Source organism: Streptomyces sp. NPDC017246, from assembly GCF_044331325.1.
Lineage (GTDB): Bacteria > Actinomycetota > Actinomycetes > Streptomycetales > Streptomycetaceae > Streptomyces.
In genome coordinates, this window is the sequence record NZ_JBIRMW010000003.1 from 522,441 (window position 1) to 548,011 (window position 25,571).

Below are 25,571 nucleotides of genomic sequence, written 5' to 3' on the forward strand. Positions count from 1 at the left end.
CTCGCAGTCTCGGAGGAGATTCAGGCGAGGCAGAACTCGTTGCCCTCGATGTCCTGCATCGTGATGCACGACTCGTTGACGCCATCGGCGCGTTGGGTCATCACGTGTTTCGCGCCGAGCGCCATCAGCCGTGCGCATTCGGCCTCGAGCGTGGCCAGGCGCTCGTCACCCACGAGCTCTGTGCCGACCCGCACATCAAGATGCACCCGGTTCTTGACGACCTTGCCTTCGGGAACTCGCTGGAAGAGCACGCGCGGGGCCATACCCGAGGGATCAGTACACGCGAAGTAGATCTCGTCCTCGGGCGGCAGCGAGCGGTGGTACTCCCCCCACGTGGCAAAGCCCTCCGGGACCGCCGGTACGACGTACCCCAGCACCTCGCACCAGAAGGCGGCGAGGCGCGCAGGTTCCGCGCAGTCGAAGGTCACTTGGAACTGCTTGATCGTTGACATCGGCGCACGATAGCAGGGGCCCTGCTCATCTCCCCGGTCGGTCCCGCACGTCGTCATGAGGAGGCACCCGCTACCCGTTGCTGTGTCGTACGGTCACGGGGGAGCACCGAGGTCAGTGCCTCCCAAAGGGAACCTGGATGCGATCCCGGCCGGCCACTCTCGCGTTCCCGAAGATCAGTTACGGGGCAACCCTTACCCGAGATCGCTCACGCCGTCGCGGGCGTCGGTGCCTTCTCCGACTATCCGAGTTCACCGAGACGGAGGGCGTCCCTTATCTCGCTGAGCTTCGCGGTCGTGGCCGCGGTCCGCTCCTGCGTTTGTTCAGCGAGTCGGAGGGCGTCGTCAATCTCGCTGAGCTTCACCGAGGACAGGACGGCCGCCCGCTCTATCAGGTCGTCCCGGGACACAGTGGTCAGCCACGTGCACGGGGTGACGCCTGGACGCGGGAACGCGAGCCGCAGCACGCCTTCGAACGGCAGTCCTTCACCGGCGCCGACCGTCACTTCGATGCCCAGACCGCTGATGTCGAAGCCCGCCGGAGTGACGACCTGCATCACCCGGATCCCGGACGTGTCGTCTCCCGACAGCAGTACGACCAGCCTCCGCTCGTCGAACTGGACCCACCAGACTTCGCCACGTTGCACAAGTCCTCCAGACACATGACGGCAGGCAGACGCTGCGCGACCCTGACACGCTGTGGAGACGGGTACGGCCGCCGTTGATCATCGGTGTGTGAAGACTGAAGATCATGCGGTGGTCGCAGGTCACAGCGTAGACCCTGGCCGCTGGCAGGAGGCGTTCGAGCGCCTGATGGCCCGGATCGCGGGCCGGTTCGCGCGGGTCGCACCCCGCGCGGTTGGTGCTCGGGCTGCTGTCGGACCTGAAGAACGCGGCACCGGCTACGTCCTCGCGGTGGTCTGCTCGCACGAAGTCACCACAGGCGCCGGGAAGTTCCGCGCGGGCACGCAGGCCAGGAAGGTGCCCACGTGAAGATCACGATTAACTGCTGGAGTATGAGGCAAGCCGTCAGTCGTTGTTGTCGAAGAGAACGCAGATCGCTACGGGGAACTTCGCTGACCACTTACCCGTAACCGCATCGTACCCACGCGCATATCCATTCTTCGCGATGCCGGTGCAGGGAGCGCGGAGGTGCGTATTGACGTTGATCCAGCCTCCGGCGAGGGAGGGGTGATCCCTGGCCGTTATCCACTTCTTGAAAAACACGGTGCCATTATTGTGTTTCACAATGACGTAGACTCGACCGTACTTAGTGAAGCAGCCACCCTCCACCTGCAATTTGCCATCGAAGGTGTAAGCCGACACCCATGGCGGGGTGGGTGCACAATCCACCCTGGAGACTGCGGAGTGACTGCTCGCGGGAGTTTCGTGCGCCGACGCCATGCCAGGGGCAGTGAGGCTGATTGCCGCGGCCACCACAGTCGCCACAGCGGCAGTGACAGGCCGCCCGTGGCGCAGATTCGTATGAGCGAGGATACCCATGTGCGTTCCTCGTGGATTAGTGGAGTCGATGTGACATCGAGTCCAGCTGTTCGGGCGTCAAAGAGGGCACGCCAAACCGAGTTCGGCGGTCCTTGGAGGCTCGGGGCTCCGCAACAGTCGGCCGGGTGGTCACCGGGTGACCCAGGTCCAGCTGGAGCCGTACATTCCTTCAGTCAGTTTACTGACGGCTGCGGGAACGTGGCAAATTGTGTATGCGTTCCCTGGTCGGGTGATAGGCGGAAGGGGTGTCCTTGCATGGATATACATTGAATATTCAAAGGGCGCCCCGGCGCTGGTATTCGTCCATCAGGCCCACCGGTCGCTTGAAATTCTGGGCGCCCGGGTCGAGAAGGCAGGGCATGAGTGGTAACCGTCGTCGTGCTCGTCGGCCACCTGACGCAGGACTCTTGGCGCGGGCTCGGTAGGGGACCGAGCCCGCCGGCGCCGGCTCGGTCGGGTCTCGACTCCGCCGGCACGGCACGGGCTCCCGGTCATCTGTCCCAGGTGACCGGGAGGCTCTTCACTCCGTAGATGTCCGCCGTCTCCGGACGCAGGCCGACTTCCTCGGCCGGTACGGCCAGGCGCAGTGTCGGGAAGCGGTGGAGCAGGGCGGAGAACGCGATCCGCATCTCGACCCGGGCCAGCTGCTGACCCAGACACAGATGGATGCCGTGTCCGAAGGCGAGGTGCCCGCCGTCCTGGCGGTGGAGGTCGAGGAGATGGGGGTCGGTGAAGCGCTCGGGGTCATGGTTGGCGGTGTGGTACGACAGGACGACTGTCGTGCCGGCCTTGATGGTCTGGCCGCCGACCTCGACGTCCACCAGCGCCGTCCTCATAAAGGTCTTGGCGACGCTCAGATACCTCAGCAGCTCCTCCACGGCCTGGTCGATGAGCGTGGGATCGGCGCGCAGCGCGGCCAGTTGCGTCGGATTCTGCAGTAGTGCGAACGTGCCGAGGGATAGCATGTTGGCGGTGGTGTCGAACCCGGCCGCCAGCAGGATCAGGGCAATGCCCTGCAGTTCCTCGTCGGTCAGATCGCTGTCGGTGAGTTCGCTGAGCACGTCGTCGGTGGGATTCGCGCGCTTGGCGGCGACCAGTTGGGCGAGGTACGTCTGTGTCGCGGTGTAGGCCGCGATCAGCTCCTCGTCGGTCACCTCCCCGTTCATGAACTTGTCGATCTGTTCCTGGAAGGAGTCCCGGTCCTCGTAGGGCACTCCCAGCAGCTCGCAGATGATGATGGTGGGGATGGGCTTGGCGAACGCGGTCACCAGATCTGTCGGCGGACCCGTCTCCTCCATGGCATCGAGGCAGTCGGTGGTGATCTGCTCGATGCGTTCGGTGAGCAGCCGCATGCGGCGCGCGGTGAACTTGCCCACCAGCGGCTTCCGGTAACGACTGTGCTGTGGCTCGTCCATGAGGAGGAACTCACCGGGCGGGGCCGGAGGGATCTCGAAGTCGACCACGTTCAGCAGATCTTTGCGCGAGCTGAACCTCGGGTCGGCCAGTATCTGCCTGACCAGGTCGTAGCCGGTGATCACCCAGCCAGGCATGCCGCCGGGGTGGGTGTAGCTGCTGAGGGGGCCGTGTCGGCGGGCGTCGGTCAGCTCCGACGGCGGATCGAAGGGGCAGCCGGGCCGACGCTCCGTCGGCAGCGCTGTGACGGTGTGCGGGGATTCGCTCATGGCCATCCTCATCTCGCGACGTTACACGTTTAAACATTGCGAAAGCTACGTTGCGTTCGAGGTGCGGTCAATCACTGCAAGGACGTAATCGCAGGTGAGTAATGGGAAATTGATGCAATGGCTCTGGAGGTGAATGCAATGGAGCGTTGCATTGGACGGTCGCGAAGGCCCGCTCAGCTGTCGAACCACACGACGAGGCGCACGTTGTCGTCGCCGTGCTGCGCCGCGAGCGTCTCCATGGCTCTCCAGACGGGTTGCCACTCGCTTTCGGGGACGGCGTCCCGGCGGCGGAGGGTGACCGATCTGTAAATGGTGTCCCCGATGAGCCACTCGCTCCCTTCGGGCCACTCCCGGGCCTCGCCCGGGCCGAGACGGACCGGGCTCGGTCCGGGATCGACGGCCTCGGCGAACTCACGGCTCCAGGAGGCTTTACCTGTGAACCTGAGCCCGCCCGGGGTCCGGCGGAACTCGTGGAGCCGGCTGTCGGGCTTCTCCGCCTGCTCGTCCCAGTCGACCGCCCTCACCTCGGCCCACGTGATCCATGAGGTGTTGTGAAAGCCACCCTCGCCATACCAGTCAGTCAGCTGCGCGGACCGCGCGCTCGCGGAACCCGAGACGTCGGCGGGCAGGCCCCGGTTCGCGGCCAGGGGGCGGAAGTTCGCGTAATTGCGGACGCCGAAGAGACAGCCGAACGCATCGTAACTACAGCCGTCGTACAGGGAGTCGAGGTCCTGCGCGGTGTGCCAGGTCGGCCCACGGCCGTCCTGTGCTGCTCGGTATTCCAGAAAGCCGTTTATGTCTGTAACCATGCCAAATACTTTGCCGACCAGGTCAACTGGTTATCCAGCAGGGGCCGAAGGACTCAGCGTAAGGAAGCCTTCTGGTCAGCGGTTGCCCAGACGCGTCACGCCGACGAGACCGTCCCGCAGCCGCAGCCGCAGCCGCAGCCGCAGCCGCAGCCGCAGCGCAAGAACAAGTCCTTCGCTGGTGGGTTCATTGGTGCCGGGGGTGCCATTCGGCGAGGAGGAGGGTGGCGTCGTCGTGTAGACGTTGGTCCTGGTGCACGAGGATCTGGTGGATCAGGCGGCGAAGGGCTTCGGGTGCGGGGAGGCCGTCGGTCAGGGCGCGGACGACGGCGTCGGCCAGGTGTTGTTCGCCGAACAGGTCGCCGGCGGCGGAGCGCGCGTCGGTGACACCGTCGGTGAACAGCAGCAGTCGGTCGCCGGGCTGCAGGTGGGTGCTGTGGACACGCGGGGGCGGCATGTCGTAGCCGGTCAGCCCGAGTGGTGGGTGGGGGGTGCGGTCGAGTGCGCCGGTCACGACGCGGCGGTCACGGATCAGCAGCGGGGGAGGGTGGCCGCAGTTGATCCAGTCCAGCCGGCCGGTGGTGGTGTCGAGGTTCGCGATGACGCAGGTCAGCGATCGTCCCGGGATCCAGCGGTCCAAGGTGCGGTCGATCTCTACGGCGATGTCGTCGAGGCGGCTGCCCGCGCGCCGGGCGGAACGGCAGGCGGCCAGTGCCGCGGCGCTGCACCCGCCGGACGCGAGGTCGTGGCCCATGGCGTCCAGCAGCGTCAGGTGCAGAACTTCTCCGGCCAGGCTGTGGTCGTACGCGTCCCCGCCCACCTCGTACGCGGGTTCGAGGACGGCGCTGGAGGTCACCGCCGAGGTGCCGATGGTGCGCGGCGGCAGGAACGCCCACAGCAACTCGGCCTGCAGGCTCATCGGCCGGGTGCGCATGGTCTGGGCCAGGAGGTCGCTGTACGGCTGCTTCGCCGCAAGGATCATGGCGAGCAGGTCTGCGAGAACCTCGCATCGGTGCAGTAGTCCCGCATCGAGTTCCGGCGCGGTCACGCGCAGCACCCCCACCCGGCCGATGCCCTCCACTATCGGGATCCAGCCCGTCCGTTCGGAGTCGCCGGCGTCCGGCCGGCTCAGCTGGACGGATTCGGTGCGGTAGGCGCGTCCGGCGAGCGAGTTGTCGACGGGCAGTGTCTCCAGGTCCGTGGTCCCGCCGCCGGCGCTCAAACTTCGCGCCTGGTCGGCAGTCAGGAGCGCGACCAGATCACGCTGTTGCAGGTCGGCCACGTACACGCGGGCATCGGACAGCCCCAGCCGCCGGCCGGCGTTCTGCACGAGATCGGGGATCGCACGGGGCGCGATTCGGTGGGACGAGGCCAGCACATCGGCGAGGACCGAGCCCAGGGTGTCGTTCTCCACCGGCACCAGCCTGCCTTTCGCCCGCGGGCCACCTGGGCCGACCCCGGTGGCCTTCTCATCATGCGCCGGGACAGGGCCGACCGCGGTGGGCGCCGCGCGTGACCGGTGCGGTTTCACGAGGCCGGCCCGCGAACAGCACTCGTTCGCGGGCCTCGTCCGGCGGTGTCGGTGCCCGTGACGACGCCCCGCGCACTGTGCGGAGTGCGACGAAGCCCCACGCCGTGCAGTGCGTGGGGCTTGTTCCACCGGCCTGCGGAGTCCGTTCCACCGGCCCGCGGGGTCCGTTCCACCGGCCCGCCGGGCCGGGTGAGCGGCTGTCAGCGGTGGGTGCGCAGCTTGGCGAAGAGGCGCTGCACCTGGGTGCGTCGGCGGGGGTCGGCGGCGGCCCGGCGTACGGATGCCGCCGCGCTACGGCCCTGAGGGCTGTGGGCGAATCGCTTGATACGGGTCAGCAGTGCGCTCATGGAATTCTCCTTGGATCGGAAGGGCGGGGCGTTCCTGCGGGGATCGCCTACCGGAAGAACGCCAGGTAGTAGTCGACGAGCCCCATCCGGTGCGGCTGCTCGTCGTCCCGGTGATGGTCGGGGCCGGGTTCGAACGGCGGAGCCTCCTCGATCTGTTGCTTGGAACAGCCGATGTGGAGCCTCTCCGTGCCGGGGTCGACCGCGGTCACGACCCCCGCCGGAACGATGACGCGTCTGCCGGGGATCCAGGGAGCCGTGTCCACCACGACATGGGCGCGGCCGGCCGTGGGCTCGTGCAGGTCGACCGTGCCTGCGAACCCGTCCGTGGCCTCGATCCTGTACCCGGTCAGGTCGAGACACGCCGCATGGGCCGCGGTCTCCCTGTAGGTCCAGATGTCGTGCGCCATGGCTGCCTTCCTTCCGTCGAGGGCGAGTGCCACCGGGCTTCGTGTGCTGTCACTCCGTGTTGCCCGTCGCCGCCGTTCCACACCATCCGGATCCGTCGGGAAGCGAAGATCTCCGGGTCGATGCGGCCCGCGCACCGTCTTCCTGATGGTGCGACAGGGGGCTGACCAGCGGGCGTCAGGTGGTCGGGTGGGGATCGTCCGTGCGCGGTACGAGTGGTGCCGGCGCGGTCGTCCGCGTGGAGTCGGCCGACCCTGGACGCGGCGCCGTCGCCTCCGCGGCGGGGGTGCTGCCCAGCGAGCCGGTCAGAGTGAGACCGAGGGTGACCAGGGTCGTCGCCGCCATGGCCCGCGCAAGGGCGGGACGGCGTGAACCGGCGGCGCCGGGGGAGAGGGCGGGCGTGTGTGAGCCGACCGGCCCGGTGGGCCCCTCGGAGGCATGGCGAGCCGCCCGCCCGCGCGGGGAATCACATTCAGGGGCAGGTGGGGAGACGAGCCCGGTCCGACGCGGGTCGGCGAGGACGCGGGCGCAGCCGGCTGCGTCGGGCCGGGCCTCGGGTGCCCGGGCGGTCATGGCCGTCAGCAGCCCGGCGAGCTCGGACGGAAGGCCCGACGGAAGCACCGGAGGGCGGTGCAGGTGGGCCAGCGCCGCCTCCAGCGGCGCTCCCCTGTACTCCGCCTCGCCCTTGAGGGCTTCGAGGAGTACCAGGCCGAGACTGTAGACATCGGCCGCGGGCCCCGCGTTCTGGCCCAAAGCCTGCTCGGGCGCCATGTAGGGGGCGGTCCCGATGAGCGTGCCGTCGCCCTCGGCCGGGGAGTCCGCGGGCTCGTCGAAGCAGCGGGAGATGCCGAAGTCCGACAGGTGCGGGGTGTCCGTGCGGTCCAGGAGGATGTTCGACGGTTTGACGTCGCGGTGTACGACCCCACGGTCGTGCACATGGGCGAGAGCCGAGGCGAGGGCCGTCCCCAGGCGACAGGTCTCGGCGGGCGTGAGGACCTTGCGGGCCATACGCCCTTGCAGGGTCGTCCCCCGGATGAGCTGCATCACCAGATAGGGCAGCCCGTCGTCGTTGCCCGTGTCGTAGAGCCTCACCAGGCCGGGATGGTTCATCCGCGCCAGGAGCCGGGCCTCCTTGCCGCACTGTGCCCCGGTTCGGCGAGCGTCCTCGCCGCACTGTGCCCCGGTCCCGTGGGTGTCCTCGGGGCGGAACGTTTTCACCGCCACCGTGCGCCGCAGCCGCAGATCCAGGGCTTCGTACACATCGGCCGCGCCGCCGCGGCCCAGGGGACGGTCGAGCCGGTATCGGCCGGAGAGGGCGTGGGCCGTCAGTATGAGATCCGGATCGATGGGCTTCGCATGGAGCTGCATCGGTGCTCCCGGGTGTGTGGTCGGCCTCTGCGGACGGGCCGAACGGCGGGTGTGTCGCCCGCCGGTGCGTGCACGGGCTCGCGGCTGAACGCGTGCCCCGTCGGTCCATGAACATCCCCAGGAGAGAGGATCAAGGGGGAGAACGGTTGCCCGCGCGGTCCGACCGGAGCAGGCGCCGAGCGCGCCCGGGGAGAGCGGCATGGTCCCTGAACGGCGGGGTACGCGGAAGCTGTCCGACCCGTACGGGAGGGAGCGACCATGGTGGTCCCGCCCGTGGCGCCCGCGGCCACCGACGACGACCGGCGTGAGCGACTCTGAGTAGGCTCACTCCGTCGTACGTCCGCGGTGGTACGGGGCCGGCCGCGCGCCACCCCCACGGGAGACGAGGAGCCGGTCCGGTGGCGCATCAGGTTTACCCCAGGCGCATCCGGTGAGACGGCCCTCATGAGTGCTTCGGACAAGAGTGGCCAGAACCCGTTCCCCTGGACCGGGCCGTATGCCGTGCCGGACTACCCCGCCATGTCGCAGAGGTTCGACCCCGACGTCTCGGAGAGGTTCGGCCCCGACGTCTCGGAGACATACGATCCCGACATGCCGGAGACGTACGGCCCCGGCACGGCGGAGGTCTACGTGGACATGGGGGAGCTGCGTGTCCTGCCTATCCCGATCCCCGAGACGGCTCGTACGGCCGCGCAGGCGGCCCGCGGCGCCGGCAACACCCTGTGGACCGCCGTACGCGCGCACAAGGGGATGACGGCGGGTGCCGCCGCAGGCGCGGCGGCCGCGCTCACTATCGGGTACGCGCTGGGACGGCGGACGCGGCGACGCGGCCTCGGGCCGGTGGCCCTGTTCTTCGAACGCCGTTTCTGAGGGGGCAGGGCTCCCGGCCCTCCCCGGCGCCGCGTACACCCCGAATCCCGACCATCGGCTCCCGCACTGCCCGTCTTTCCGGTGGCAGATGCGGGCCGAGGCCGTCCACCGGCGGTGTGGACCCTTCCCCCCGGATGAATGAGCCCGGCACTCCCCGTTCGGCGCGTGCCGGGCTCGTCCGCGCGCTCGGGCAGTCGGCGCCGAGACGCCCTCGGGGCTCCGTCCCGGGGTCCCGGGGAACCCGGGCCGACGACGTGTTCCGGCCGCATGACGCGGCACCGCCCTCCTCTTGTCGATCACGGAGGGGTAGTGTCGTCATCATTGCCGTACGGCAACGATCGCGGCTGGAGGCGTCTCGGGGGAGCGGGCGTCCGGCTGTGTGACCGAGGTCGAACGGTCCGTAAGCGGCAGCTTGTTGGGGAACGAGGATGGGGCATGTCTGAGACGACGACCGAAGGCTCCTCGGCCCGGGTACGGCCTGGGTCGTCCGCGGTGGGCGAGCCCGAGCTTCGACAGCTCCTGGCCGGCCTCACGGCGGTGCGCGACGGTGACTTCGGTACCCGTCTGCCCGGCGAGGCGGACGGTCTGATGGGCGAGATCTCCATGGTGTTCAACGGGATGGTCGACCAGCTCTCCCTGTTCACCTCCGAGGTGACGCGGGTCGCCCGCGAGGTCGGCACGGAGGGGACACTGGGCGGGCAGGCCCAGGTGCCGGGCGTCTCCGGGACCTGGGCCGACCTCACCGACTCGGTGAACGCGATGGCCGGCAACCTCACCACGCAGGTCCGGGACATCGCCCAGGTGGCCACCGCGGTCGCCAGGGGAGACCTCTCCCAGAAGATCGACGTGGACGCGCGCGGCGAGATCCTGGAGCTGAAGAACACCATCAACACGATGGTCGACCAGCTCTCCTCCTTCGCCGACGAGGTCACGCGTATGGCCCGTGACGTGGGCACGGAGGGCATTCTCGGCGGACAGGCCGACGTGAAGGGCGCTTCCGGCACCTGGCGCGACCTGACCGACTCCGTCAACTCCATGGCGGGGAACCTCACCGCTCAGGTGAGGGCGATCGCCCATGTCGCCACCGCGGTCGCCACCGGCGATCTGTCGAAGAAGGTCGACGTCGACGCGCGCGGCGAGATCCTGGAGCTGAAGACGACCATCAACACGATGGTCGACCAGCTCTCGGCCTTCGCCGACGAGGTGACGCGTGTCGCCCGCGAGGTGGGCACGGAGGGCAACCTCGGTGGCCAGGCCACCGTCCGGGGCGCCTCGGGCACCTGGAAGGACCTGACGGACAACGTCAACGTGATGGCGTCCAACCTCACCGGGCAGGTGCGTTCGATCGCCCAGGTCGCCACCTCCGTGGCCCGCGGTGACCTCTCCCGCCGGATCACCGTGGAGGCCAAGGGCGAGGTCGCCGCGCTCGCCGACACCATCAACACCATGGTGGACACGCTCTCGGCCTTCGCCGACGAGGTGACGCGCGTCGCCCGTGAGGTGGGCACCGAGGGCCGGCTCGGCGGCCAGGCCCGGGTGCCGAACGTGGCCGGTACCTGGAAGGACCTCACGGACAACGTCAACTCCATGGCGAACAACCTGACCGGGCAGGTCAGGAACATCGCCCAGGTCACCACGGCCGTCGCCAACGGCGACCTCTCCAAGAAGATCGACGTCGACGCCCGCGGCGAGATCCTGGAGCTGAAGACGACCATCAACACGATGGTGGACCAGCTGTCCTCCTTCGCGGCCGAGGTCACCCGCGTGGCGCGCGAGGTCGGCAGCGAGGGCCGGCTCGGGGGACAGGCCGAGGTCGAGGGAGTCTCCGGGACCTGGAAGCGTCTGACCGAGAACGTCAACGAGCTGGCCGGCAACCTCACCCGCCAGGTTCGCGCCATCGCCGAGGTGGCGAGCGCCGTCGCCGAGGGCGACCTGACCCGCTCGATCACCGTCGAGGCCTCGGGCGAGGTGGCCGAGCTCAAGGACAACATCAACGCGATGGTCGGCTCGCTGCGCGAGACGACGCGGGCCAATCAGGAACAGGACTGGCTGAAGTCCAGCCTTGCCCGGATCTCCGCACTGATGCAGGGCCACCGGGATCTGGCCGTCGTCGCCGAGCTCGTCATGGACGAGCTGACCCCGCTCGTCGCCGCCCAGTACGGCGCGTTCTACCTGGCCGAGGAGGGAGGGGGCGGTGTCGAACTCGGCCTCGTCGGCTCCTACGGCCGACCCGCAGGAGACCAGGGCCGGGACCGTTTCCGGCTGGGTGAGTCGCTCGTGGGACAGGCCGCCCGCAGCCGCCGCACGATCGCCGCCGACAACGTCCCCGCCGACTACGTCACGATCTCCTCCGGACTCGGAAGCACGGCCCGGGGCAGCCTCGTGGTGCTGCCGGTCGTCGTCGAGGACCAGGTGCTCGGCGTCATCGAGCTCATGTCTTTCAGCCCCTTCACCTCCGTGCACAGGGACTTCCTGGAGCAGCTCATGGAGACGGTGGGGGTCAACATCAGCACCATCGTCGCCAACGCCCGTACCGACGAACTGCTGGACGAGTCCCAGCGGCTGGCAGGCGAGCTGCGCTCGCGCACCGAGGAACTCCAGGTGCAGCAGGAGGAGCTCCAGCACTCCAACGCCGAACTGGAGGAGAAGGCGGCCCTGCTCGTCACCCAGAATCGCGACATCGAGGCCAAGAACCTCCAGATCGAGCAGGCCCGGCAGGAGCTCGAGGACCGTGCCCAGCAACTCGCGCTGGCCTCGACGTACAAGTCCGAGTTCCTGGCGAACATGAGCCACGAACTGCGCACCCCGCTCAACAGCCTGCTGATCCTGGCCCAGTTGCTGGCCCAGAACCCGACCCGCAACCTCACGGCCAAGCAGGTCGAGTACGCGGGCATCATCCACTCCGCCGGGTCCGACCTGCTGCAGCTGATCAACGACATCCTCGACCTGTCCAAGGTGGAGGCCGGCAAGATGGACCTCAACCCGGAGCGCGTGCCGCTGCGCAGGCTCCTCGACTACGTCGAGGCCACCTTCCGCCCCCTCACCTCGCAGAAGAGTCTCGCCTTCTCGGTCGCCACGGCCGTCGGCGTCCCCGTCGACCTGACCACCGACGACTCCCGGCTCCGGCAGGTGCTGCGGAACCTGCTCTCGAACGCCGTCAAGTTCACCGAGCACGGTGGTGTCGAGCTCCGCATCGAACCGGCATCGGACGACGAGCTCCCCGTGTCGGTCCACCGGGGCAGCGCGGTCGTGGCCTTCCGCGTGACGGACACCGGCATCGGCATCGCCACCGAGAACCTGGAGGCCATCTTCGGCGCCTTCCAGCAGGCCGACGGGACGACCAACCGGAAGTACGGGGGCACCGGTCTCGGCCTCTCCATCAGTCGCGAGATCGCGAACCTGCTCGGCGGTGCCCTCACGGTCACCAGTGTCGTCGGCGAGGGCAGCACCTTCACCCTCTACCTGCCCGTCACCCGCACCGACTTCTCGGAGAGGCCCGACCCCGCCGCCCGGCCCATGGAGGCGGCCGCGGTCTCGGCACCGGCCCGCGGTGCCGCGCCCGCCCTGTCCGCCGGGCCCGGCGCGGCGACGACCCGGCCGACGCGGCGCCTCCTCGTGATCGAGGAGCGCCCGCGCGGGCTCCTCGCCGTGGTCGCCGAGAACGCGGTCGCGCAACTCTCCGCCGACGGGGGGCACGCCGAGCGGACGGACATCGAGCTGATCGCGGTCGTCGGCCCTCAGGAGGCGGCCGCCGCGCTCGCCACCCAGCCGTTCCACTGCGTCGTGCTCGACGTCGACATGGCGGACGGCGACGCCCTGCGCTTCCTGGACGCCGTGGACGGCGACGAGGCCTTGCGTACGGTTCCGGTCCTCGCCCACAACAACCGCCGGCTCCCCGCCGACGAGGAGGGCGCGCTGCAGGAGCTGGCCCGCCGCCGCCCGCTGGAGCTTCTCTCCAGCCTCGACGAACTGCGCGAGCGGATCGCGCTGCACCTGTCCGCGGAGCAGCCGGGTGACGTCGTGCCCCTGGTCCGCGGGGACCACTGGGCCCCGGCGCCCCAGGCCATCGACACCACGCTGCACGGCCGGACCGTCCTCGTGGTCGACGACGACGCCCGCAACCTCTACGCCCTGAGCGGCATCCTGGAGCTGCACGGTGTCGCGGTGCTGCACGCCGAGAACGGCCGGAAGGGGATCGAGGCGCTCCTGGCGAACCCGGCCGTGTCCCTCGTCCTGATGGACGTGATGATGCCGGAGATGGACGGCTACACGGCGACGGCACGGATCAGGCAGCTGTCGCAGTACGCGGACCTGCCCGTGATCGCGGTAACCGCCAAGGCCATGCCGGGCGACCGGGAGAAGAGCCTCGCGTCGGGCGCCAGCGACTACGTGACCAAGCCCGTCGACGCCGACGAGCTCATCGCCTGCGTCGGGCGCTGGCTGAACGATGGGTAGTTCCGTGACCGTACGAGTCGGGCCGTCCCGCATACCGCGGCGGGCCCCGCGCCGTTCGGGCGCACCGTGTTCCCGTCCGTGCGACGGCCGCGAGGCCGTCCTGACCGAGGAGTCGCCGACGTGAGTGGCCCCCGCTTCCGGGACGGAGGCCCGCCCGCCGGGCTTCCTGGGGAGGGTGTTCCGGCGCCCGAGGCGCCCGTCGGCGTTCCCGGTTCTCGTATCGCCGGCGGTGAACGCCCGACGCAGCGGGACAGCTTCACCGACGGCCGGCTGGCCGCCACGGTGGAGCGGCTGCGCGGCGAGGTGCGCGCCGCGCACGCGGCGGCCGAGGGGCGCGCCCTGATCGAACTCGCCAAGGGAGTCCTCGTCGAGCGCCTGGGCTGCGGCCCCGCCCAGGCGGCGCGGCAGCTCGCCGAGCTCGCCGACCGGGCCGGGCTCTCCCGACTGGAGCTGGCCGCGGACATCATCAACGAGGCGGCCCGCGACCGGGTCGCCGAGGCCGCGGACGAGTTCGTGAGGACGAGCATCCGCGAGCCCGGCATCCGCGAGCCCGGCATAGGCCGGCCCGGCACCGGCGAGCCCCGCACCGCCGGGCCCGCCGCCTCGGTCGCCGTCCGTCTGCGTACGGCGGAGAGCGCGGCGCTCAGCGCCGACGACACCCAAGCCGTCGCCGACTCGCTGCTCGCGCACGCCCTCGAACCTCTGGGCGCCGTCGCCGTGGCGATCTGGACCACCGGCCCGGACGGGTCGCTGAGCCTGCGCGGCCACGCCGGGTTCGGCCCCGACGAGGCCGCCCGCTGGCACTACGTACCTCCCGGGGTGACCACCGCGGCCCGGCAGGCGCTGACCGGCCGCCGCACCGTCTGGTACCCCTCCCTCGCTGCCGCGGGCGTACCCTCGATCGGACGCGGGCGCCACCCCGACGGTGGGCGGGTCGTCGTCCCCGCCGGGACCGGCGGCCGCATCCACGGCGTCCTGGAGATCTGCTGGGCCCGCCCGCTGGACCCCCAGCCGCAAGCCGTGGAACGCCAGATCGAGGCACTCGCGGAACTCTGTGCCCACACTCTGGAGGCGCTGCCCGGTCAGACGGCCCCGGCGCGCTCCCTCGTCCCCGGCGGGGACGGATCACCCGAGTTGGCCGAGCTCTCCGACGGGCTCTACGACCCCGCCCTCGTCCTGACCCCGCACCTGGACGAGGCGGGGAGGCTCGCCGACTTCCGTATCCGGCACGCCAACGCGCACTTCCAGGACCCGGCGGGCCGGCCCCGCGGCACCGTCGACGGGGCGCTGCTCCTGGAGGCGTACCCCGCGACGGCCGGCGAGAGTGAACTCTTCGAACGGATCGAGCGGGTCTATGCCACGGGCGAGCCCTTCCGCGCCTGCCGCACCCGGCTCACCGCCCTGGTGGACCAGGTGCCGCTCACCTCGCTCGCCGACATCAGCATCAGCCGGTACGGAGGGAGCGTCCTCCTCATCTGGCGCGTCGAGGACGAATCGGCACGCCTGGCCAGCCTGTTGCAGCACGCCCAGCGTCTCGGCCGGGTCGGCGCCTTCGAGGAGGACGCCCTCACCGGAGACATCACCTGGCACGGCCAGCTCTTCGAGCTCTTCGGCCGTCGGACGACGGAGACGCCGGTCGCGCTGCGCGACCTGGTCGGGCACGCCCATCCCGACGACTCCGGCACCATCCGGCACTTCCTGCAGACGGTGCTGCATCAGCGCCAGGTGGGCTCCGCGGCCTTCCGCATGCTGCGACGCGACGGGGTCACGCGGCACATCCGGGTGACCGCCGAACCCGCTCTGGGAGTCGACGGCGGCCTCGAGACCGTCCGGGGCGCCTACCAGGACATCTCGGCGCAGCACTGGACCGAGGTCGCCCTCACGGCCACCCGCGACCGGCTGGCCGCCACGGAGGAGGCCGCCGAGGAACGCAACCGGCTCACCCTCCAGCTCCAGCACGCCATCATGCCGCCGGTCAAACCACCGCTCGACGCACCGGCCCTCGAAGTCGCCGTGCGCTACCGCCCGGCCGAGTCCGAGTCCCTGGTCGGCGGCGACTGGTACGACACCGTCGTGCTGCCCTCCAAGAAGGTGCTCCTGTGCGTCGGGGACGTCGCGGGCCACGGGGTGGAGGCCGCCACCGGGATGGTGGCCCTCCGCAACGCCCTCCGCGGTCTCGCCGTGACGGGCGCGGGGCCGGGGCAGCTCCTGTCCTGGCTCAACAGCGTCGCCCACCACCTCACCGCCCATGTCACGGCCACCGCCGTCTGCGGGATCTTCGACCCCGGCACCCGCACGCTGCGATGGGCCCGGGCGGGCCATCTGCCGCCGGTGCTCGTCCGGGGGAACGAGGCGGTCGACCTGCCGCTCCTGCGGGGCATGCTGCTGGGGGCGCTCGGCGAAGCCGAGTACGAGGAGGCGGAGCTCCGGCTCGAACCCGACGACATCGTGCTGATGTACACCGACGGTCTCGTCGAACGGCGGGACACCCCCGTCCAGGAGTCCGTCGCCCAGCTGCTCGCCGTCGCCCGGCTGCCGTCCGACAGTCTCGAACAGCGGCTGGACCAGCTGCTGGCGCGCAGCAAGTCGGACACGGACGACGACACGTGCGTGGTCGGCGTCCAGGTGTCCTGAACCCCGACCGTCCGCCCGACGACTCTCCCCCCACCCGGAAAGCAGGGAAACATGTCCGAGCGAGAACCGAACCTGGATATCGCCGTCGAGATCCGCGACGCCCGCACGGCTGTGCTGTCCGTGGGGGGTGAGCTGGACATGGAGACGGCCGGCCGGTTCGACGACCACCTGGCGGAACAGCTCAGCCAGGGGCGGCACCATCTCGTCCTCGACCTGTCCGCGCTCGGCTTCATGGACTCGTCGGGCCTGAACGTCCTCATCAGGTCGGTCCACAGGGCCCGGGAGGCCGGTGGGGACCTGTATCTCGCCGCGCCGAACTCGGCGGTGCGACGCATTCTGGAGATCACCGGGGTGACGACGACGATCCCACCGCACGACCGTGTGGCGGAGGCGCTGGCCGCGGCCGGCGGCGGGAGATAGCGGAAGGGGGTGCGGTTCCCGGGCACGGGACCGAGCCCAGGAGGAAGGAAGAGGGAGACCGTGCACGAGATCGCCGACGTCGAGCAGGCGCTCCGCCGGGCAGCTCCGCACCGGTTGGTGAGCGTCGTCGAGGACGCCCTGCGGGAGCGCTGCGACGCCCTGCGGGTGGAACTCCGCCTGGCCGACTACGGCTTGCGGACGCTCCAGCTCGTCGAGCGCGGCCCCGGGGCGGATCCGTCGGTCCCGATCCACGACAGTCCCCAGGGACGCGCCTTCGGCGCGCAGGAGCCGCACGTCGTACAGGGACCGGCTTCGGTCCTGCTCCACCTGCCCGTCACCGTCCGCGGAGACCGGCTGGGCGTCCTCACCGCCGAACTGCCCCCGGGAATCGACCTCCGCCCCCTGCTCCCCGGACTTGCCCAGGTCTGCGAGGCGCTCGGCCATGAGATCCTGGTGGCCGAGCGCGACACGGACCTGTACGTCCTGGCGCGGCGGGCGACCCGGCTCACGCTCGCGGCGGAGATGCAGTGGCAGCTTCTGCCCGGCCGCTCGTGCGCCCGCCCCGAGTTCGCCCTCGCCGCCCATCTCGAACCCGCCTACGCCATCTTCGGCGACAACTACGACTGGTCGGTCTCCGACGGCCGTCTGACCCTCACCGTCACCAACGGCATGGGGGAGGGCATCGAGGCCGCCCTGCTGACGAACCTCGCGATCAACGCGCTGCGCAATGCCCGCCGCGCCGGTCTCGCCCTCGCGGACCAGGCCGCGCTGGCCGACCAGGCCGTGTACGCGCAGAACCGGGGCGGCGCCTTCGTGTCGGTGCTCCTCCTCTGTTTCGACCTTGCCACGGGCGAGGTGGAGGCCGTGGACGCCGGCTCGCCTCGTCTGTGGCGGCTGCGGGGTCATTCCGTCGAGTCCATCGGCTTCGATGCGCAGCTGCCCCTCGGCATGTTCGAGGACACCGTCTACGTCTCCGAGCGGTTCACCGTGCTGCCGGGGGACCGCCTGCTCTTCGGCAGCGACGGCGTGTACGGCGCCGTCTCGCCGGCCGGGGAGAGCTACGGGGACCGGGCGCTGGCCCGCGCGCTGAGGGGGACGCGTCTGCTGCCGCCCACGCACGTCCCGCAGGCGATGCTCCGGGAGCTCACCGCCCACCACGGCGGTGGCGCACTGGAGGACGACGCCCTAGTCGTCTGTCTCGACTGGCACGGCGCCGCGTCAACAGTTGCCGTGTGACAACTGTATCCTTGGGGTAATGCCAGGCGTGTGCCCGGTACAACACGTCATGGACGACCAGGGGTGGCGATGGGGACATGGGGTATGCGCCCGGCCGGAGCCGGAGCCGGAGCCGGCTCCTGCGGCGTCGCACGGGGATCAGGCCGAGCTGACGCCCTTCAACGGCGTGCGCGGGCGCGCCACGGCGGTCGGCCCGCTCTGCTCCAGGGCCTCGTGGAACCCCGTGAGTCCGCGCAGCAGGGCCTTGCGGCTCGTCGGTGACATGTCGGCGATGACCGCGAGCAGGGCCTTCTCCCGCTGGGCCCGGAGCTCCCGCAGATACGCCTTGCCGTGCCCGGTCAGATGCAGCTCCAGCTGTCTCCGGCTCACGGGGCTGGGCAGGCGCTGGACGAAGCCCAGCGCCTCCAGCCGGTCGCACATGCGGCTCACCGAGGGCGGCGCGGAACCGAGCAGGTCACCCAGGGTCCGCAGGCTGATGCCCTCCTCGCGGTCCAGGCTGTACAGCACGCGCAGCTGACTCGCCGAGACCGGTGTCGCCGACACCATGTCCCGGCCGCGTTCCCACAGCACCTCCAGCAGCTCTATGAGCTCCCGGGCGGCCTCGGCCGCCTGCTGCGGTTCCCGCGGCGACGGGGCGGGGTTGGTGCTCATGTCTGCCGACACTCCTCGGGCGTCCGGGGCCAAGGGCGTCGGTCTTGCGACGGACCGGTCATCTCCACATCTCTCCAGAAGGCGGTACGGATCCGGTGGATCGACACGTGACAGTGGAAGGCGCACTGCGCGGGGCGGCACCACACCTCCTTCTGGACTCCCTCCGTACCAGTCTCACGCGGCTGTACGCCGCGTCCGCCGCCGACCTGCTGCTCATCGACTACGGATTCACGTCCCTGTGCCCCGTGGCGCCCGTGCAGTCGCCTGCCGGGGCGTCGCACGTGCCCGCGGACGCGGGCCCCGCCGGTCGCGTCTTCCGCACGCAGCAACCATATCTTTTCCGTAATGGCGGCCCCACGGCGACCGTTTACCTTCCGGTCACGGTGCGGGGCGACCGGTTCGGCGTGCTCGTGGTCGTCCTGCCGGCGGACCGGGGCACGCCGGAGACCACCGAGAGTCTCGGCCGTGTCGCCGAGACGCTCGGGCACGCCCTGCGCGTCGCCGACCGACACACCGACCTGTACCGCCGCACCCGCAGGAGGCACGCCCTCAGCATCGCCGGGGAGATGCAGTGGGACACCCTGCCGGGCCGGTCCTGTTCCGGGCCGACGTTCGACCTCCACGCCTACTGGGAGCCCGCCTACACCTCGGGAGGGCACCTCCTGGACTGGAGCGTGACCGAGGACGAACTCCTGCTGATCGTCGCCGACGGCGCGGGCCCCGGTACCCCGGTCGCCCTGGTGAGCACCTTCGCCCTGACGGCGATGCGCAACGCCCGGCGGGCCGGACTCGACCTGGTGGGGCAGGCCAGCCTCACCGATCAGGCGCTCTACGGGCAGTACCGGGGGAAGAACCCCCTGGCCGCCCTGCTCCTCCGGTTCGACCTGACCACCGGCGCGACCGAGGTGGTCGACGCGGGTTCGCCGACGCTCTGGCGGATCCGCGGCGCCGTGCCCGAGCGCGTCGAACTGGACCGGCAACTTCCCCTCGGCATGTTCGAGGACACCGTCTACCTCACCCAGCACCTGCACCTCCTGCCCGGTGACCGGCTGGTCTTCGTCGCCTGCGGCACGGGTGAGCCCCCGGCCGCGGGGGAGTGCGAGGTACAGGACGGTCCCGTCGCGCGGGCCCTGGCCCGGACCTGCCACCTGAGCGGCGCGGACGCTCCCGGAGCCGTCGTGAGGGCGCTGCGCGAGACGCTCCATGACACACCGGACGCCGTCCTCGTGCTGTGCCTCGACTGGCGCGGCCGCGGGGTGGGGGCGCCGGACGCGAAGAGGGGCGGGGAACCCGCTCCGCCCCTTCCCTGACGTGTCGCCGCCGTGTGTGATCCCCGTCGGGTCGGTGTGGGAACCATGAAGAGGGGAAAGGCGGAGTACGAGGTGCCCAGCGCACCCATCCGTACGAGGGGAGTATCAGCGCCATGACGGACGTGATGACCGCGGAGCCTGCGGCACGGGAGCCCTTGCTGTCCGCGAGTGTCGTCTACGACGACGCCTCCGACGGCGGCGCGATCGCCTCCGCCCGCGCCTTCACGGCCGAGTTCCTCGCGGGCGCCCCGTCCGTGCGGCGTGAACCGGTGGCCGACGAGCGCGTCGAGCTGGCGCAGCTGGTGGTCAGCGAGCTGGTGACCAACGCGGTCCGGCACACGGTCGGTCCCTGCCGGCTGCTGCTGGAGCTGCGCAGGAACACCCTGGAGATCTCGGTGTTCGACCGCGAGGCCGCCGCTCCCGTACCCCGCGGACACGATCCCCACCGGATCGGACAGCACGGCGTCGAGATCGTCGTCGCCGTCTGCGAGAGCCTGAGCGTGGAGCCGGCACCGGAGGGGAAGCGAGTCCGGGCGCGCCTCTCCCTCCGGCCGGAGTGCGCCGACACGGCGACCTCGCCGGCCCGGCGCCCGCACTGATACGCAGGCCCCGGCCCGGCGGACCGGTCGACGAGGGGGACCGGGCCGACATGACCACAAGGGGGCCGTACGCGGCCCGCCACCGGCCGTCACCGGGACCCTCTTCGCACACCACCGCGGACGGGAGCGATGCTCCACCACGCCATCGCCACCCCGACTCCGAACACCAGGAACAACATGACCGACACGACGGAATCCCTCCGGGTCGAGGACCACGTTCGAGGTTCCGACTGACCGCGAACCCGACGTCGAAACGCGTTCCTCCGCCACGAATCCCATGGATGGGTGACGACGGACCGGGAAACCGGGAAAGAGGCCGGTCGGCGACCGTGCCGGAGCGCGCCCCCCTTCGGTGAAGCTCCCGTGCCGGGGCGGTGGAGGTATGGCGAGGAAGAGCCGGGTGTGTACCGGAAGAAGGGGGTTCACTTGATGTACGGCCTGCCCTGAGGGAGGGTGGGCGGACGAGTTGTCTTCACATGGGAAGGTGGCGGGCCACGACGCGCGGGCCACGCATATGACTGTTTTCAAAGACGAGTTCGACCGCTCCCAGGCCACCCCCGAAGCCGCAGGCATCTCCTGGCTCCGCTCGCCCCATCCGGCGGTGGTGGCCGACCGCGAGGGCGGCGTCGTGGAGTTCAACACCGCCGCCGCCGGCCTCTTCCCGGAGATGGGAGTCGGCTCGTGGCTGGACGAGGTCGTCCCGGGATGGCTGGCCGACGCACACCGGCGGCTGGCCCAGCCGGTACGGACGCGGTCCGTGGCGGCAACCGCGCGGGCGGGACGTCTGGCCCTGCGGGGGAGTCACGAGGGCCGCCTCCTGCGGGCCCACCCCACCGAGTCCGGTCAGGGTGACGTGGCCTGGTGGCTGGTCGACGATTCCGACCTGAACGCCGCGGAGGACGCCCTGCGGACCGAACGGGAGCGCACCGCGCTCCTGGCCGAGGCGTCCACGCAACTGCTGGCCTCGCTGAACCCGGACCGGTGCCTGGAGAAGGCGGCCCTGCTCGCCGCGGCCCACCTCGGCGACGCGGCGCTCGTGATCTCCCCACCCGTGAGGAGTCAGTACGGCGTGGTCACCGCGATGGGCGAGAGATGCGACCGGAGCCAGGTGACGATGGACCCGTCGTCGGTTCCCGGCCTGGCCGAGGCCCTCCAGGGCTTCCCGCCGGTACCTGCCCGGTGGATCGACCCTGCGACGCTGCCGGAATGGGCCGTGCCCGAAGGCTTCGAAGGAACCCCCGGAGCCGTCGCCATCACACCACTGCCCGGCCACGGCGTGCCGGCGGGCGTCCTGATCCTGCTGCGGCGCAGCGGGCAGAGGGCCTTCGACTCCTCGGAGGAACTCTTCGCCCGGCTGTTCGCCGCCCGTGCCGGCGCCGCTCTGTCGGCCGCGCGCCTGTACGCGGAACAGGCGCGCATCACCCGCGCGCTGATCGCCGAACTCCTCCCGCCGCAACTTCGCCATGTGCAGGGGGTCGACTTCGCCGGCGGCTACCGAACCTCCCAGGACACGGAACGGATCGGCGGCGACTTCTACGACGTGCACGCCGGGACCGCCGCCGAAGAGGAGACGCTCGCCGTCCTGGGGGACGTGTGCGGCAAGGGGCTGGACGCCGCCGTGCTCACGGGCAGGATCCGCAGCACTCTGCAGGCACTGCTGCCACTGGCCGACGACCACCAGAACGTCCTGAAGCTGCTCAACGGCGCCCTTCTGACCACCCGTCACACACGCTTCGCCACGCTGGTACTGGCTTCGGTGCGACGCTCGGGCGGTCAGGTGCGGCTGCGGCTGACCAGCGCCGGGCACCCGCGGCCCCTGATCCTGCGCACCACGGGAGAGGTGGAGGAGGCGGACACGAGCGGAACCCTCGTGGGCGTGCTCCCCGAGGTCACCTCCAGCTCCGTGACCGTGTACTTGTCGCCCGGAGAGACGTGCCTGCTCTACACGGACGGGATCACCGAGGCCCGGGGCGGACCGCTCGGTTCGTCCATGTTCGGTGAGGACCGGCTCCGGGCCACACTGGCCGGATGCGTCGGGCTGCCCGCGGAGGCCGTCGTCGAGCGCCTCCAGATGATCGCCGGCGACTGGGTGGGCCGTGGTCCGCACGACGACATGGCGGTCGTCGCGATCACCGCACCGCACACCACCCATCTGTCCGCGGTGAACGGCCGCACTCGGGGCAGGTACACCGCATGACCACGCACACCACGACCTCGTCCACCGGTCTCGCCGGAACGCGCGAGCGGCTGTGGGCGGCCCTCGAGGCGAGGGACGAAGCGGCAGCCGCCGAGGCGGTCTTCGCCGCCCAGGACGCGGGGGCCACGACGGAGGACCTCCTCCTCGACGTGATCGGCCCCGTACAGGCCAGGGTCGGCGGAGAATGGGCCGCCGGCCGCATCGGCGTCGCCCAGGAGCACGCCGTGACGGCCATCCAGGACCGCGTCATCGCCGCCCTCGCCCACCGGGCCCCGCGCCATCGCACCGCCACCGGGCCGGGCACCCGGCAGGAGAGCGGGACTGCGCCCCGGCGCGTCACCGTCGCCTGCGTCGACGGCGAGTGGCACGCTCTGCCCGCCCGACTCCTCGCGGAGGTCCTGCGAAGCCGGGGCTTCCTCGTCGACTACCTGGGGGCCCACGTCCCCACCCCACACCTGATCGCGCATCTGCACCAGACCGGCGCGGACGCCGTCGCGCTCTCGGCCTCCCTGCCGGTCCGTCTCCCGACGGCCCACGCCGCCGTCACCGCCGTCCAGGCCATCGGGCTCCCCGTCCTCGTCGGCGGAGCCGCCTTCGGTCCCGACGGCAGGTACGCCGTCCTGCTCGGCGCGGACGGGTGGGCACCCGACGCCCGTGCCGCCGCCTCCCTCCTCGCCGACGGCCTGCGGCGTCCTTCGGACCCTCCGCCGGACCCGACCCGCGAACTGCGGCACCTGTCCGACCAGGAGTACACGCTCGTCACACGCAGCCGGACCCAGCTCACCCGCCACGTCCTCGAAAAGCTGGAGGACGCGGTCCCGGCGATGGCCGCGTACACCGACCGGCAGCGGGAACGGACCGCCGAGGACATCGCCCACATCGTCGACTTCCTCGCCGCGTCCCTCTACGCCGACGACGCAGAGCTGTTCACCGGCTTCGTCACCTGGACCGCTGAAATCCTGCGGGCCCGCGGTGTCCCGGGCGATGCCCTGGTCGCCGCGCTCGGCCTCCTCGCCGACGCACAGCACGACTTCCCCCGCGCGCGGACCCACCTCGTCGCGGGACGTCGCGCCCTCACCCGAGTACCCGCCCCATCGGCCTTCGGACCCCACGCATGAGCGCATCCCACCACACCTTCGAACTCAAGGCCGCCCCCTCGACGGACGGAGTCCTGTACGCGGAGCTCGCCGGCGACCTCGCCTGGGACAGCGCGAACGAGCTGCTGGACGCGGCCCGGGCCCACCTCGACCCGGCATCCGGCCTCTCGGCCGTACGTCTCGACTGCGCCCGCATGACCCTGTGCGACTCGATGGGCCTCTCCGCCCTGCTGGCCCTCCACCGGCATGCCGCGGCCATGGGAGTACTTCTGCACCTCGACCGCAGACCGCCCTTTCTCGACAGGCTGCTCCAACTCACCGGCACGTACGAGCACCTGACGGGCCGGCAGGATAGGGCGGCGGCCGAAGGGGACACCCCGAGCGGCGCATCGGACGGACCCCGGCTCCCCGGCCTCTGACGGGCCCTGCCCCGCGGCTTGGTCCGCCCCTGCCCCGCGGCCTCCCACGACCGTGCTCCCGAGGCCTTCACGAAACCTCGACGCCATCGGCACATCCGTCTTGCGCGCATGAGGTGTAACAGGGACGGGACGGGTCAAGCGGACACCGGACCGTTCGCCACGTCCCCTCAGTCGGATCAGTCGGAGGACCCATGCCCCAGCCCCCCGTCGCACCCCTTCCCTCGCCCCGCGTCCTCACGCAGCCCATGGCCATGGAACTGCTCACCCCGGACGCGGTGGTCCCGATCGAGACCACCGTCAGTTACACCTCCCGTGACCCCCACGCGCTGAGCATCGTCTTCCACCTCCCTGGCGATGCTCCAGTCCTGTGGCGTGTCGACCGTGAGATGGTCCTCACCGGATCGCCGACCGCCTCCGGTGCGGGCGAAGTCCGCATACGGCCCGCTCCCGACGGCACGCTCCACCTGCGGCTCGGCCCGGCCGGGCACAGCGCCACGGTCAGGTGCGACCAGGACAGGCTCGCCCGCCTCGTACGCGACACCTTCGCCCTGGTTCCGCAGGGCACGGAGGAGAGGCACATCGACTGGCAGCCCCTGCTCGCCGCTCTCAAGCGCTGACGCGAGGTGCGCGGGCGGCCGGCCGTACGGGGACGCGTGAAGCGCGTGTCCTCGTACGGGGCTGCTCTCCCGCTCGCCCTTCGCGCCCGCCTTCCTCATTCCGGCCGGTCGGGCGGGGGCGGGCCGAAGCAGGCGGTGACGTCCTTGCCCCGCGGGCAGGAGCGGATCCGCACATCGTCGGCGAGGGCGCCGATCAGGAGCAGGCCGCGACCTCCCAGGGCTTCGTCGTCGGGGTGGCGTTGCTCGGGAACGCGGGCCGACGCGTCGTGCGCGGTCACGTGCAGGCACTTCTCGTCCCAGGTGAGGATGAGCTGCGTGTCGCTGTGGGCGTGGACGTGGGCGTTGGTGACCAGCTCGGAGACGGCGAGCACCACGGAGTCCACCAGGTCCGGTGCGGTGCGGTCCCAGCCGAGCGTCGCCAGATGCTCGCGCGTCCAGTCGCGTGCCGTCTTCACACTGCTGCCGAGGGGAAGCGATCGAGCCCACCCTACGGCTCTCAGTGAGGGGTCCCGTGTCATGTCTCTCCTTCCAACGACCGACCTGCACCTTCCTTCTGCCCAGCGACCCACGGAAGAAGCGGGCTTCCGGCGCTCGACGGCCCTTTCAGGAGCTCACGGTGCTGGGGGAGGGGACGCGTGAGTACCAGTACGCGCGCAACACCCTCATCGAGATGAACATGAGTCTGGTCCGCTACGCGGCCGGGCGGTTCCGTCATCGTGGTGACGAGATGGAGGACATCGTCCAGGTCGGCATGATCGGGCTGATCAAGGCGATCGACCGCTTCGAGCTGTCGCGGGAGGTGGAGTTCACCACGTTCGCCGTGCCCTATATCGTCGGGGAGATCAAGAGGTTCTTCCGAGACACCTCCTGGGCGGTGCATGTGCCGCGTCGTCTGCAGGAGGCCCGGGTGGAACTGGCCAAGGCGAGCGAGGAGCTGAGCTCTCGCCTGGGGCGGGCCCCGACGGTCAAGGAACT

At 70.7% G+C, this 25,571-nt stretch carries 23 protein-coding genes and 1 pseudogene; 13 read left to right on the forward strand and 11 right to left on the reverse strand.

The genetic code is table 11. The annotated features are described in order from the left end of the window. Positions 1–20: 20 nt before the first annotated feature. Entirely contained in the window at positions 21–452 is a 432-nt protein-coding gene (locus ACH4MY_RS10730) for a VOC family protein (RefSeq protein WP_398000478.1), read from the reverse strand. A gap of 239 nt (positions 453–691) precedes the next feature. Next, on the reverse strand, positions 692–1,096 hold the full coding sequence (locus ACH4MY_RS10735; RefSeq protein ID WP_398000480.1) for a type II toxin-antitoxin system PemK/MazF family toxin: 405 nt from the start codon (positions 1,094–1,096) through the stop codon (positions 692–694). Positions 1,097–1,259: 163 nt separating this feature from the next. Between ACH4MY_RS10735 and ACH4MY_RS10740 the strand changes: the two are divergent. Then, a pseudogene (locus ACH4MY_RS10740) lies at positions 1,260–1,436 on the forward strand (IS701 family transposase); the annotation flags it as partial. Between the two features lie 42 nt (positions 1,437–1,478). Here ACH4MY_RS10740 and ACH4MY_RS10745 read toward each other — a convergent pair. The 7 genes from ACH4MY_RS10745 to ACH4MY_RS10775 form a co-directional block, all read right to left on the reverse strand. Next, the gene (locus tag ACH4MY_RS10745) at positions 1,479–1,775 is read right to left on the reverse strand and encodes a hypothetical protein (RefSeq protein WP_398000483.1); all 297 of its coding nucleotides are present in this window, start codon (positions 1,773–1,775) and stop codon (positions 1,479–1,481) included. A gap of 668 nt (positions 1,776–2,443) precedes the next feature. Then, complete coding sequence (locus ACH4MY_RS10750) at positions 2,444–3,634, reverse strand: cytochrome P450 (RefSeq protein WP_398000484.1); 1,191 nt, start codon at positions 3,632–3,634, stop codon at positions 2,444–2,446. A gap of 173 nt (positions 3,635–3,807) precedes the next feature. Further along, the gene (locus ACH4MY_RS10755) at positions 3,808–4,443 is read right to left on the reverse strand and encodes a hypothetical protein (protein WP_398000487.1); all 636 of its coding nucleotides are present in this window, start codon (positions 4,441–4,443) and stop codon (positions 3,808–3,810) included. Between the two features lie 184 nt (positions 4,444–4,627). Further along, positions 4,628–5,854 carry a PP2C family protein-serine/threonine phosphatase gene (locus ACH4MY_RS10760; RefSeq protein ID WP_398000489.1) on the reverse strand — a complete coding sequence of 409 codons (1,227 nt, stop codon included), beginning with the start codon at positions 5,852–5,854 and terminating at the stop codon, positions 4,628–4,630. A 317-nt stretch (positions 5,855–6,171) separates the two neighbouring features. Next, positions 6,172–6,318 carry a hypothetical protein gene (locus ACH4MY_RS10765; protein WP_398000492.1) on the reverse strand — a complete coding sequence of 49 codons (147 nt, stop codon included), beginning with the start codon at positions 6,316–6,318 and terminating at the stop codon, positions 6,172–6,174. 47 nt (positions 6,319–6,365) lie between these two features. Continuing rightward, complete coding sequence (locus ACH4MY_RS10770) at positions 6,366–6,725, reverse strand: PRC-barrel domain containing protein (protein ID WP_398000494.1); 360 nt, start codon at positions 6,723–6,725, stop codon at positions 6,366–6,368. 175 nt (positions 6,726–6,900) lie between these two features. Beyond that, a complete protein-coding gene (locus ACH4MY_RS10775; protein WP_398000497.1) occupies positions 6,901–8,091 on the reverse strand; it encodes a protein kinase in 1,191 nt (396 codons plus the stop codon). 591 nt (positions 8,092–8,682) lie between these two features. Here ACH4MY_RS10775 and ACH4MY_RS10780 point away from each other — a divergent pair. From ACH4MY_RS10780 to ACH4MY_RS10800, 5 genes are all read left to right on the forward strand, one after another. Continuing rightward, a complete protein-coding gene (locus tag ACH4MY_RS10780) occupies positions 8,683–8,961 on the forward strand; it encodes a hypothetical protein (protein WP_398000500.1) in 279 nt (92 codons plus the stop codon). Positions 8,962–9,396: 435 nt separating this feature from the next. Then, positions 9,397–13,416, forward strand: coding sequence for a HAMP domain-containing protein (locus ACH4MY_RS10785; RefSeq protein ID WP_398000503.1), 4,020 nt, complete (start codon positions 9,397–9,399; stop codon positions 13,414–13,416). A 120-nt stretch (positions 13,417–13,536) separates the two neighbouring features. After that, the gene (locus tag ACH4MY_RS10790) at positions 13,537–16,050 is read left to right on the forward strand and encodes a SpoIIE family protein phosphatase (RefSeq protein WP_398000506.1); all 2,514 of its coding nucleotides are present in this window, start codon (positions 13,537–13,539) and stop codon (positions 16,048–16,050) included. 51 nt (positions 16,051–16,101) lie between these two features. Further along, positions 16,102–16,470, forward strand: coding sequence for an STAS domain-containing protein (locus tag ACH4MY_RS10795; RefSeq protein WP_398000509.1), 369 nt, complete (start codon positions 16,102–16,104; stop codon positions 16,468–16,470). Positions 16,471–16,530: 60 nt separating this feature from the next. After that, a complete protein-coding gene (locus ACH4MY_RS10800) occupies positions 16,531–17,706 on the forward strand; it encodes a PP2C family protein-serine/threonine phosphatase (RefSeq protein ID WP_398000511.1) in 1,176 nt (391 codons plus the stop codon). Between the two features lie 138 nt (positions 17,707–17,844). On the opposite strand, the gene ACH4MY_RS10805 is transcribed toward ACH4MY_RS10800, so the two are convergent. Next, complete coding sequence (locus ACH4MY_RS10805) at positions 17,845–18,357, reverse strand: MarR family winged helix-turn-helix transcriptional regulator (RefSeq protein ID WP_398000514.1); 513 nt, start codon at positions 18,355–18,357, stop codon at positions 17,845–17,847. A 107-nt stretch (positions 18,358–18,464) separates the two neighbouring features. Here ACH4MY_RS10805 and ACH4MY_RS10810 point away from each other — a divergent pair, with 107 nt between their 5' ends. The 6 genes from ACH4MY_RS10810 (at position 18,465) to ACH4MY_RS10835 (ending at position 24,596) form a co-directional block, all read left to right on the forward strand. After that, positions 18,465–19,667 (forward strand): PP2C family protein-serine/threonine phosphatase, encoded by a 1,203-nt coding sequence (locus tag ACH4MY_RS10810; RefSeq protein WP_398000517.1) that lies wholly within the window; start codon positions 18,465–18,467, stop codon positions 19,665–19,667. Positions 19,668–19,780: 113 nt separating this feature from the next. Next, the gene (locus ACH4MY_RS10815) at positions 19,781–20,266 is read left to right on the forward strand and encodes an ATP-binding protein (protein ID WP_398000519.1); all 486 of its coding nucleotides are present in this window, start codon (positions 19,781–19,783) and stop codon (positions 20,264–20,266) included. 514 nt (positions 20,267–20,780) lie between these two features. Continuing rightward, positions 20,781–22,463, forward strand: a complete 1,683-nt coding sequence (locus ACH4MY_RS10820) for a PP2C family protein-serine/threonine phosphatase (RefSeq protein WP_398000521.1) — start codon at positions 20,781–20,783, stop codon at positions 22,461–22,463. Beyond that, entirely contained in the window at positions 22,460–23,581 is a 1,122-nt protein-coding gene (locus ACH4MY_RS10825; RefSeq protein WP_398000524.1) for a B12-binding domain-containing protein, read from the forward strand. The genes ACH4MY_RS10820 and ACH4MY_RS10825 overlap by 4 nt, the downstream gene beginning before the upstream one ends. Then, positions 23,578–23,979 carry an STAS domain-containing protein gene (locus tag ACH4MY_RS10830; RefSeq protein WP_398000527.1) on the forward strand — a complete coding sequence of 134 codons (402 nt, stop codon included), beginning with the start codon at positions 23,578–23,580 and terminating at the stop codon, positions 23,977–23,979. The genes ACH4MY_RS10825 and ACH4MY_RS10830 overlap by 4 nt, the downstream gene beginning before the upstream one ends. Before the next feature lie 191 nt (positions 23,980–24,170). Continuing rightward, positions 24,171–24,596 carry an SsgA family sporulation/cell division regulator gene (locus ACH4MY_RS10835; protein WP_398000529.1) on the forward strand — a complete coding sequence of 142 codons (426 nt, stop codon included), beginning with the start codon at positions 24,171–24,173 and terminating at the stop codon, positions 24,594–24,596. 95 nt (positions 24,597–24,691) lie between these two features. On the opposite strand, the gene ACH4MY_RS10840 is transcribed toward ACH4MY_RS10835, so the two are convergent. Beyond that, positions 24,692–25,114, reverse strand: a complete 423-nt coding sequence (locus ACH4MY_RS10840) for an ATP-binding protein (protein WP_398000532.1) — start codon at positions 25,112–25,114, stop codon at positions 24,692–24,694. Positions 25,115–25,149: 35 nt separating this feature from the next. Between ACH4MY_RS10840 and ACH4MY_RS10845 the strand changes: the two genes are divergently transcribed. Then, a partial coding sequence (locus ACH4MY_RS10845) for a sigma-70 family RNA polymerase sigma factor (RefSeq protein WP_398000600.1) occupies positions 25,150–25,571 on the forward strand: 422 nt, incomplete at its 3' end.

What these genes read in the sequence shown, in the direction of transcription:
- ACH4MY_RS10805 (WP_398000514.1), bottom strand. Translation starts at nt 18,357, where the DNA reads ATGAGCACCAACCCCGCCCCGTCGCCGCGGGAACCGCAGCAGGCGGCC.
- ACH4MY_RS10755 (WP_398000487.1), bottom strand. Translation starts at nt 4,443, where the DNA reads ATGGTTACAGACATAAACGGCTTTCTGGAATACCGAGCAGCACAGGAC.
- ACH4MY_RS10820 (WP_398000521.1), top strand. Translation starts at nt 20,781, where the DNA reads ATGACTGTTTTCAAAGACGAGTTCGACCGCTCCCAGGCCACCCCCGAA.
- ACH4MY_RS10815 (WP_398000519.1), top strand. Translation starts at nt 19,781, where the DNA reads ATGACGGACGTGATGACCGCGGAGCCTGCGGCACGGGAGCCCTTGCTG.
- ACH4MY_RS10785 (WP_398000503.1), top strand. Translation starts at nt 9,397, where the DNA reads ATGTCTGAGACGACGACCGAAGGCTCCTCGGCCCGGGTACGGCCTGGG.
- ACH4MY_RS10835 (WP_398000529.1), top strand. Translation starts at nt 24,171, where the DNA reads ATGCCCCAGCCCCCCGTCGCACCCCTTCCCTCGCCCCGCGTCCTCACG.
- ACH4MY_RS10780 (WP_398000500.1), top strand. Translation starts at nt 8,683, where the DNA reads ATGCCGGAGACGTACGGCCCCGGCACGGCGGAGGTCTACGTGGACATG.
- ACH4MY_RS10830 (WP_398000527.1), top strand. Translation starts at nt 23,578, where the DNA reads ATGAGCGCATCCCACCACACCTTCGAACTCAAGGCCGCCCCCTCGACG.
- ACH4MY_RS10795 (WP_398000509.1), top strand. Translation starts at nt 16,102, where the DNA reads ATGTCCGAGCGAGAACCGAACCTGGATATCGCCGTCGAGATCCGCGAC.
- ACH4MY_RS10730 (WP_398000478.1), bottom strand. Translation starts at nt 452, where the DNA reads ATGTCAACGATCAAGCAGTTCCAAGTGACCTTCGACTGCGCGGAACCT.
- ACH4MY_RS10770 (WP_398000494.1), bottom strand. Translation starts at nt 6,725, where the DNA reads ATGGCGCACGACATCTGGACCTACAGGGAGACCGCGGCCCATGCGGCG.
- ACH4MY_RS10775 (WP_398000497.1), bottom strand. Translation starts at nt 8,091, where the DNA reads ATGCAGCTCCATGCGAAGCCCATCGATCCGGATCTCATACTGACGGCC.
- ACH4MY_RS10840 (WP_398000532.1), bottom strand. Translation starts at nt 25,114, where the DNA reads ATGACACGGGACCCCTCACTGAGAGCCGTAGGGTGGGCTCGATCGCTT.
- ACH4MY_RS10825 (WP_398000524.1), top strand. Translation starts at nt 22,460, where the DNA reads ATGACCACGCACACCACGACCTCGTCCACCGGTCTCGCCGGAACGCGC.
- ACH4MY_RS10765 (WP_398000492.1), bottom strand. Translation starts at nt 6,318, where the DNA reads ATGAGCGCACTGCTGACCCGTATCAAGCGATTCGCCCACAGCCCTCAG.
- ACH4MY_RS10750 (WP_398000484.1), bottom strand. Translation starts at nt 3,634, where the DNA reads ATGAGCGAATCCCCGCACACCGTCACAGCGCTGCCGACGGAGCGTCGG.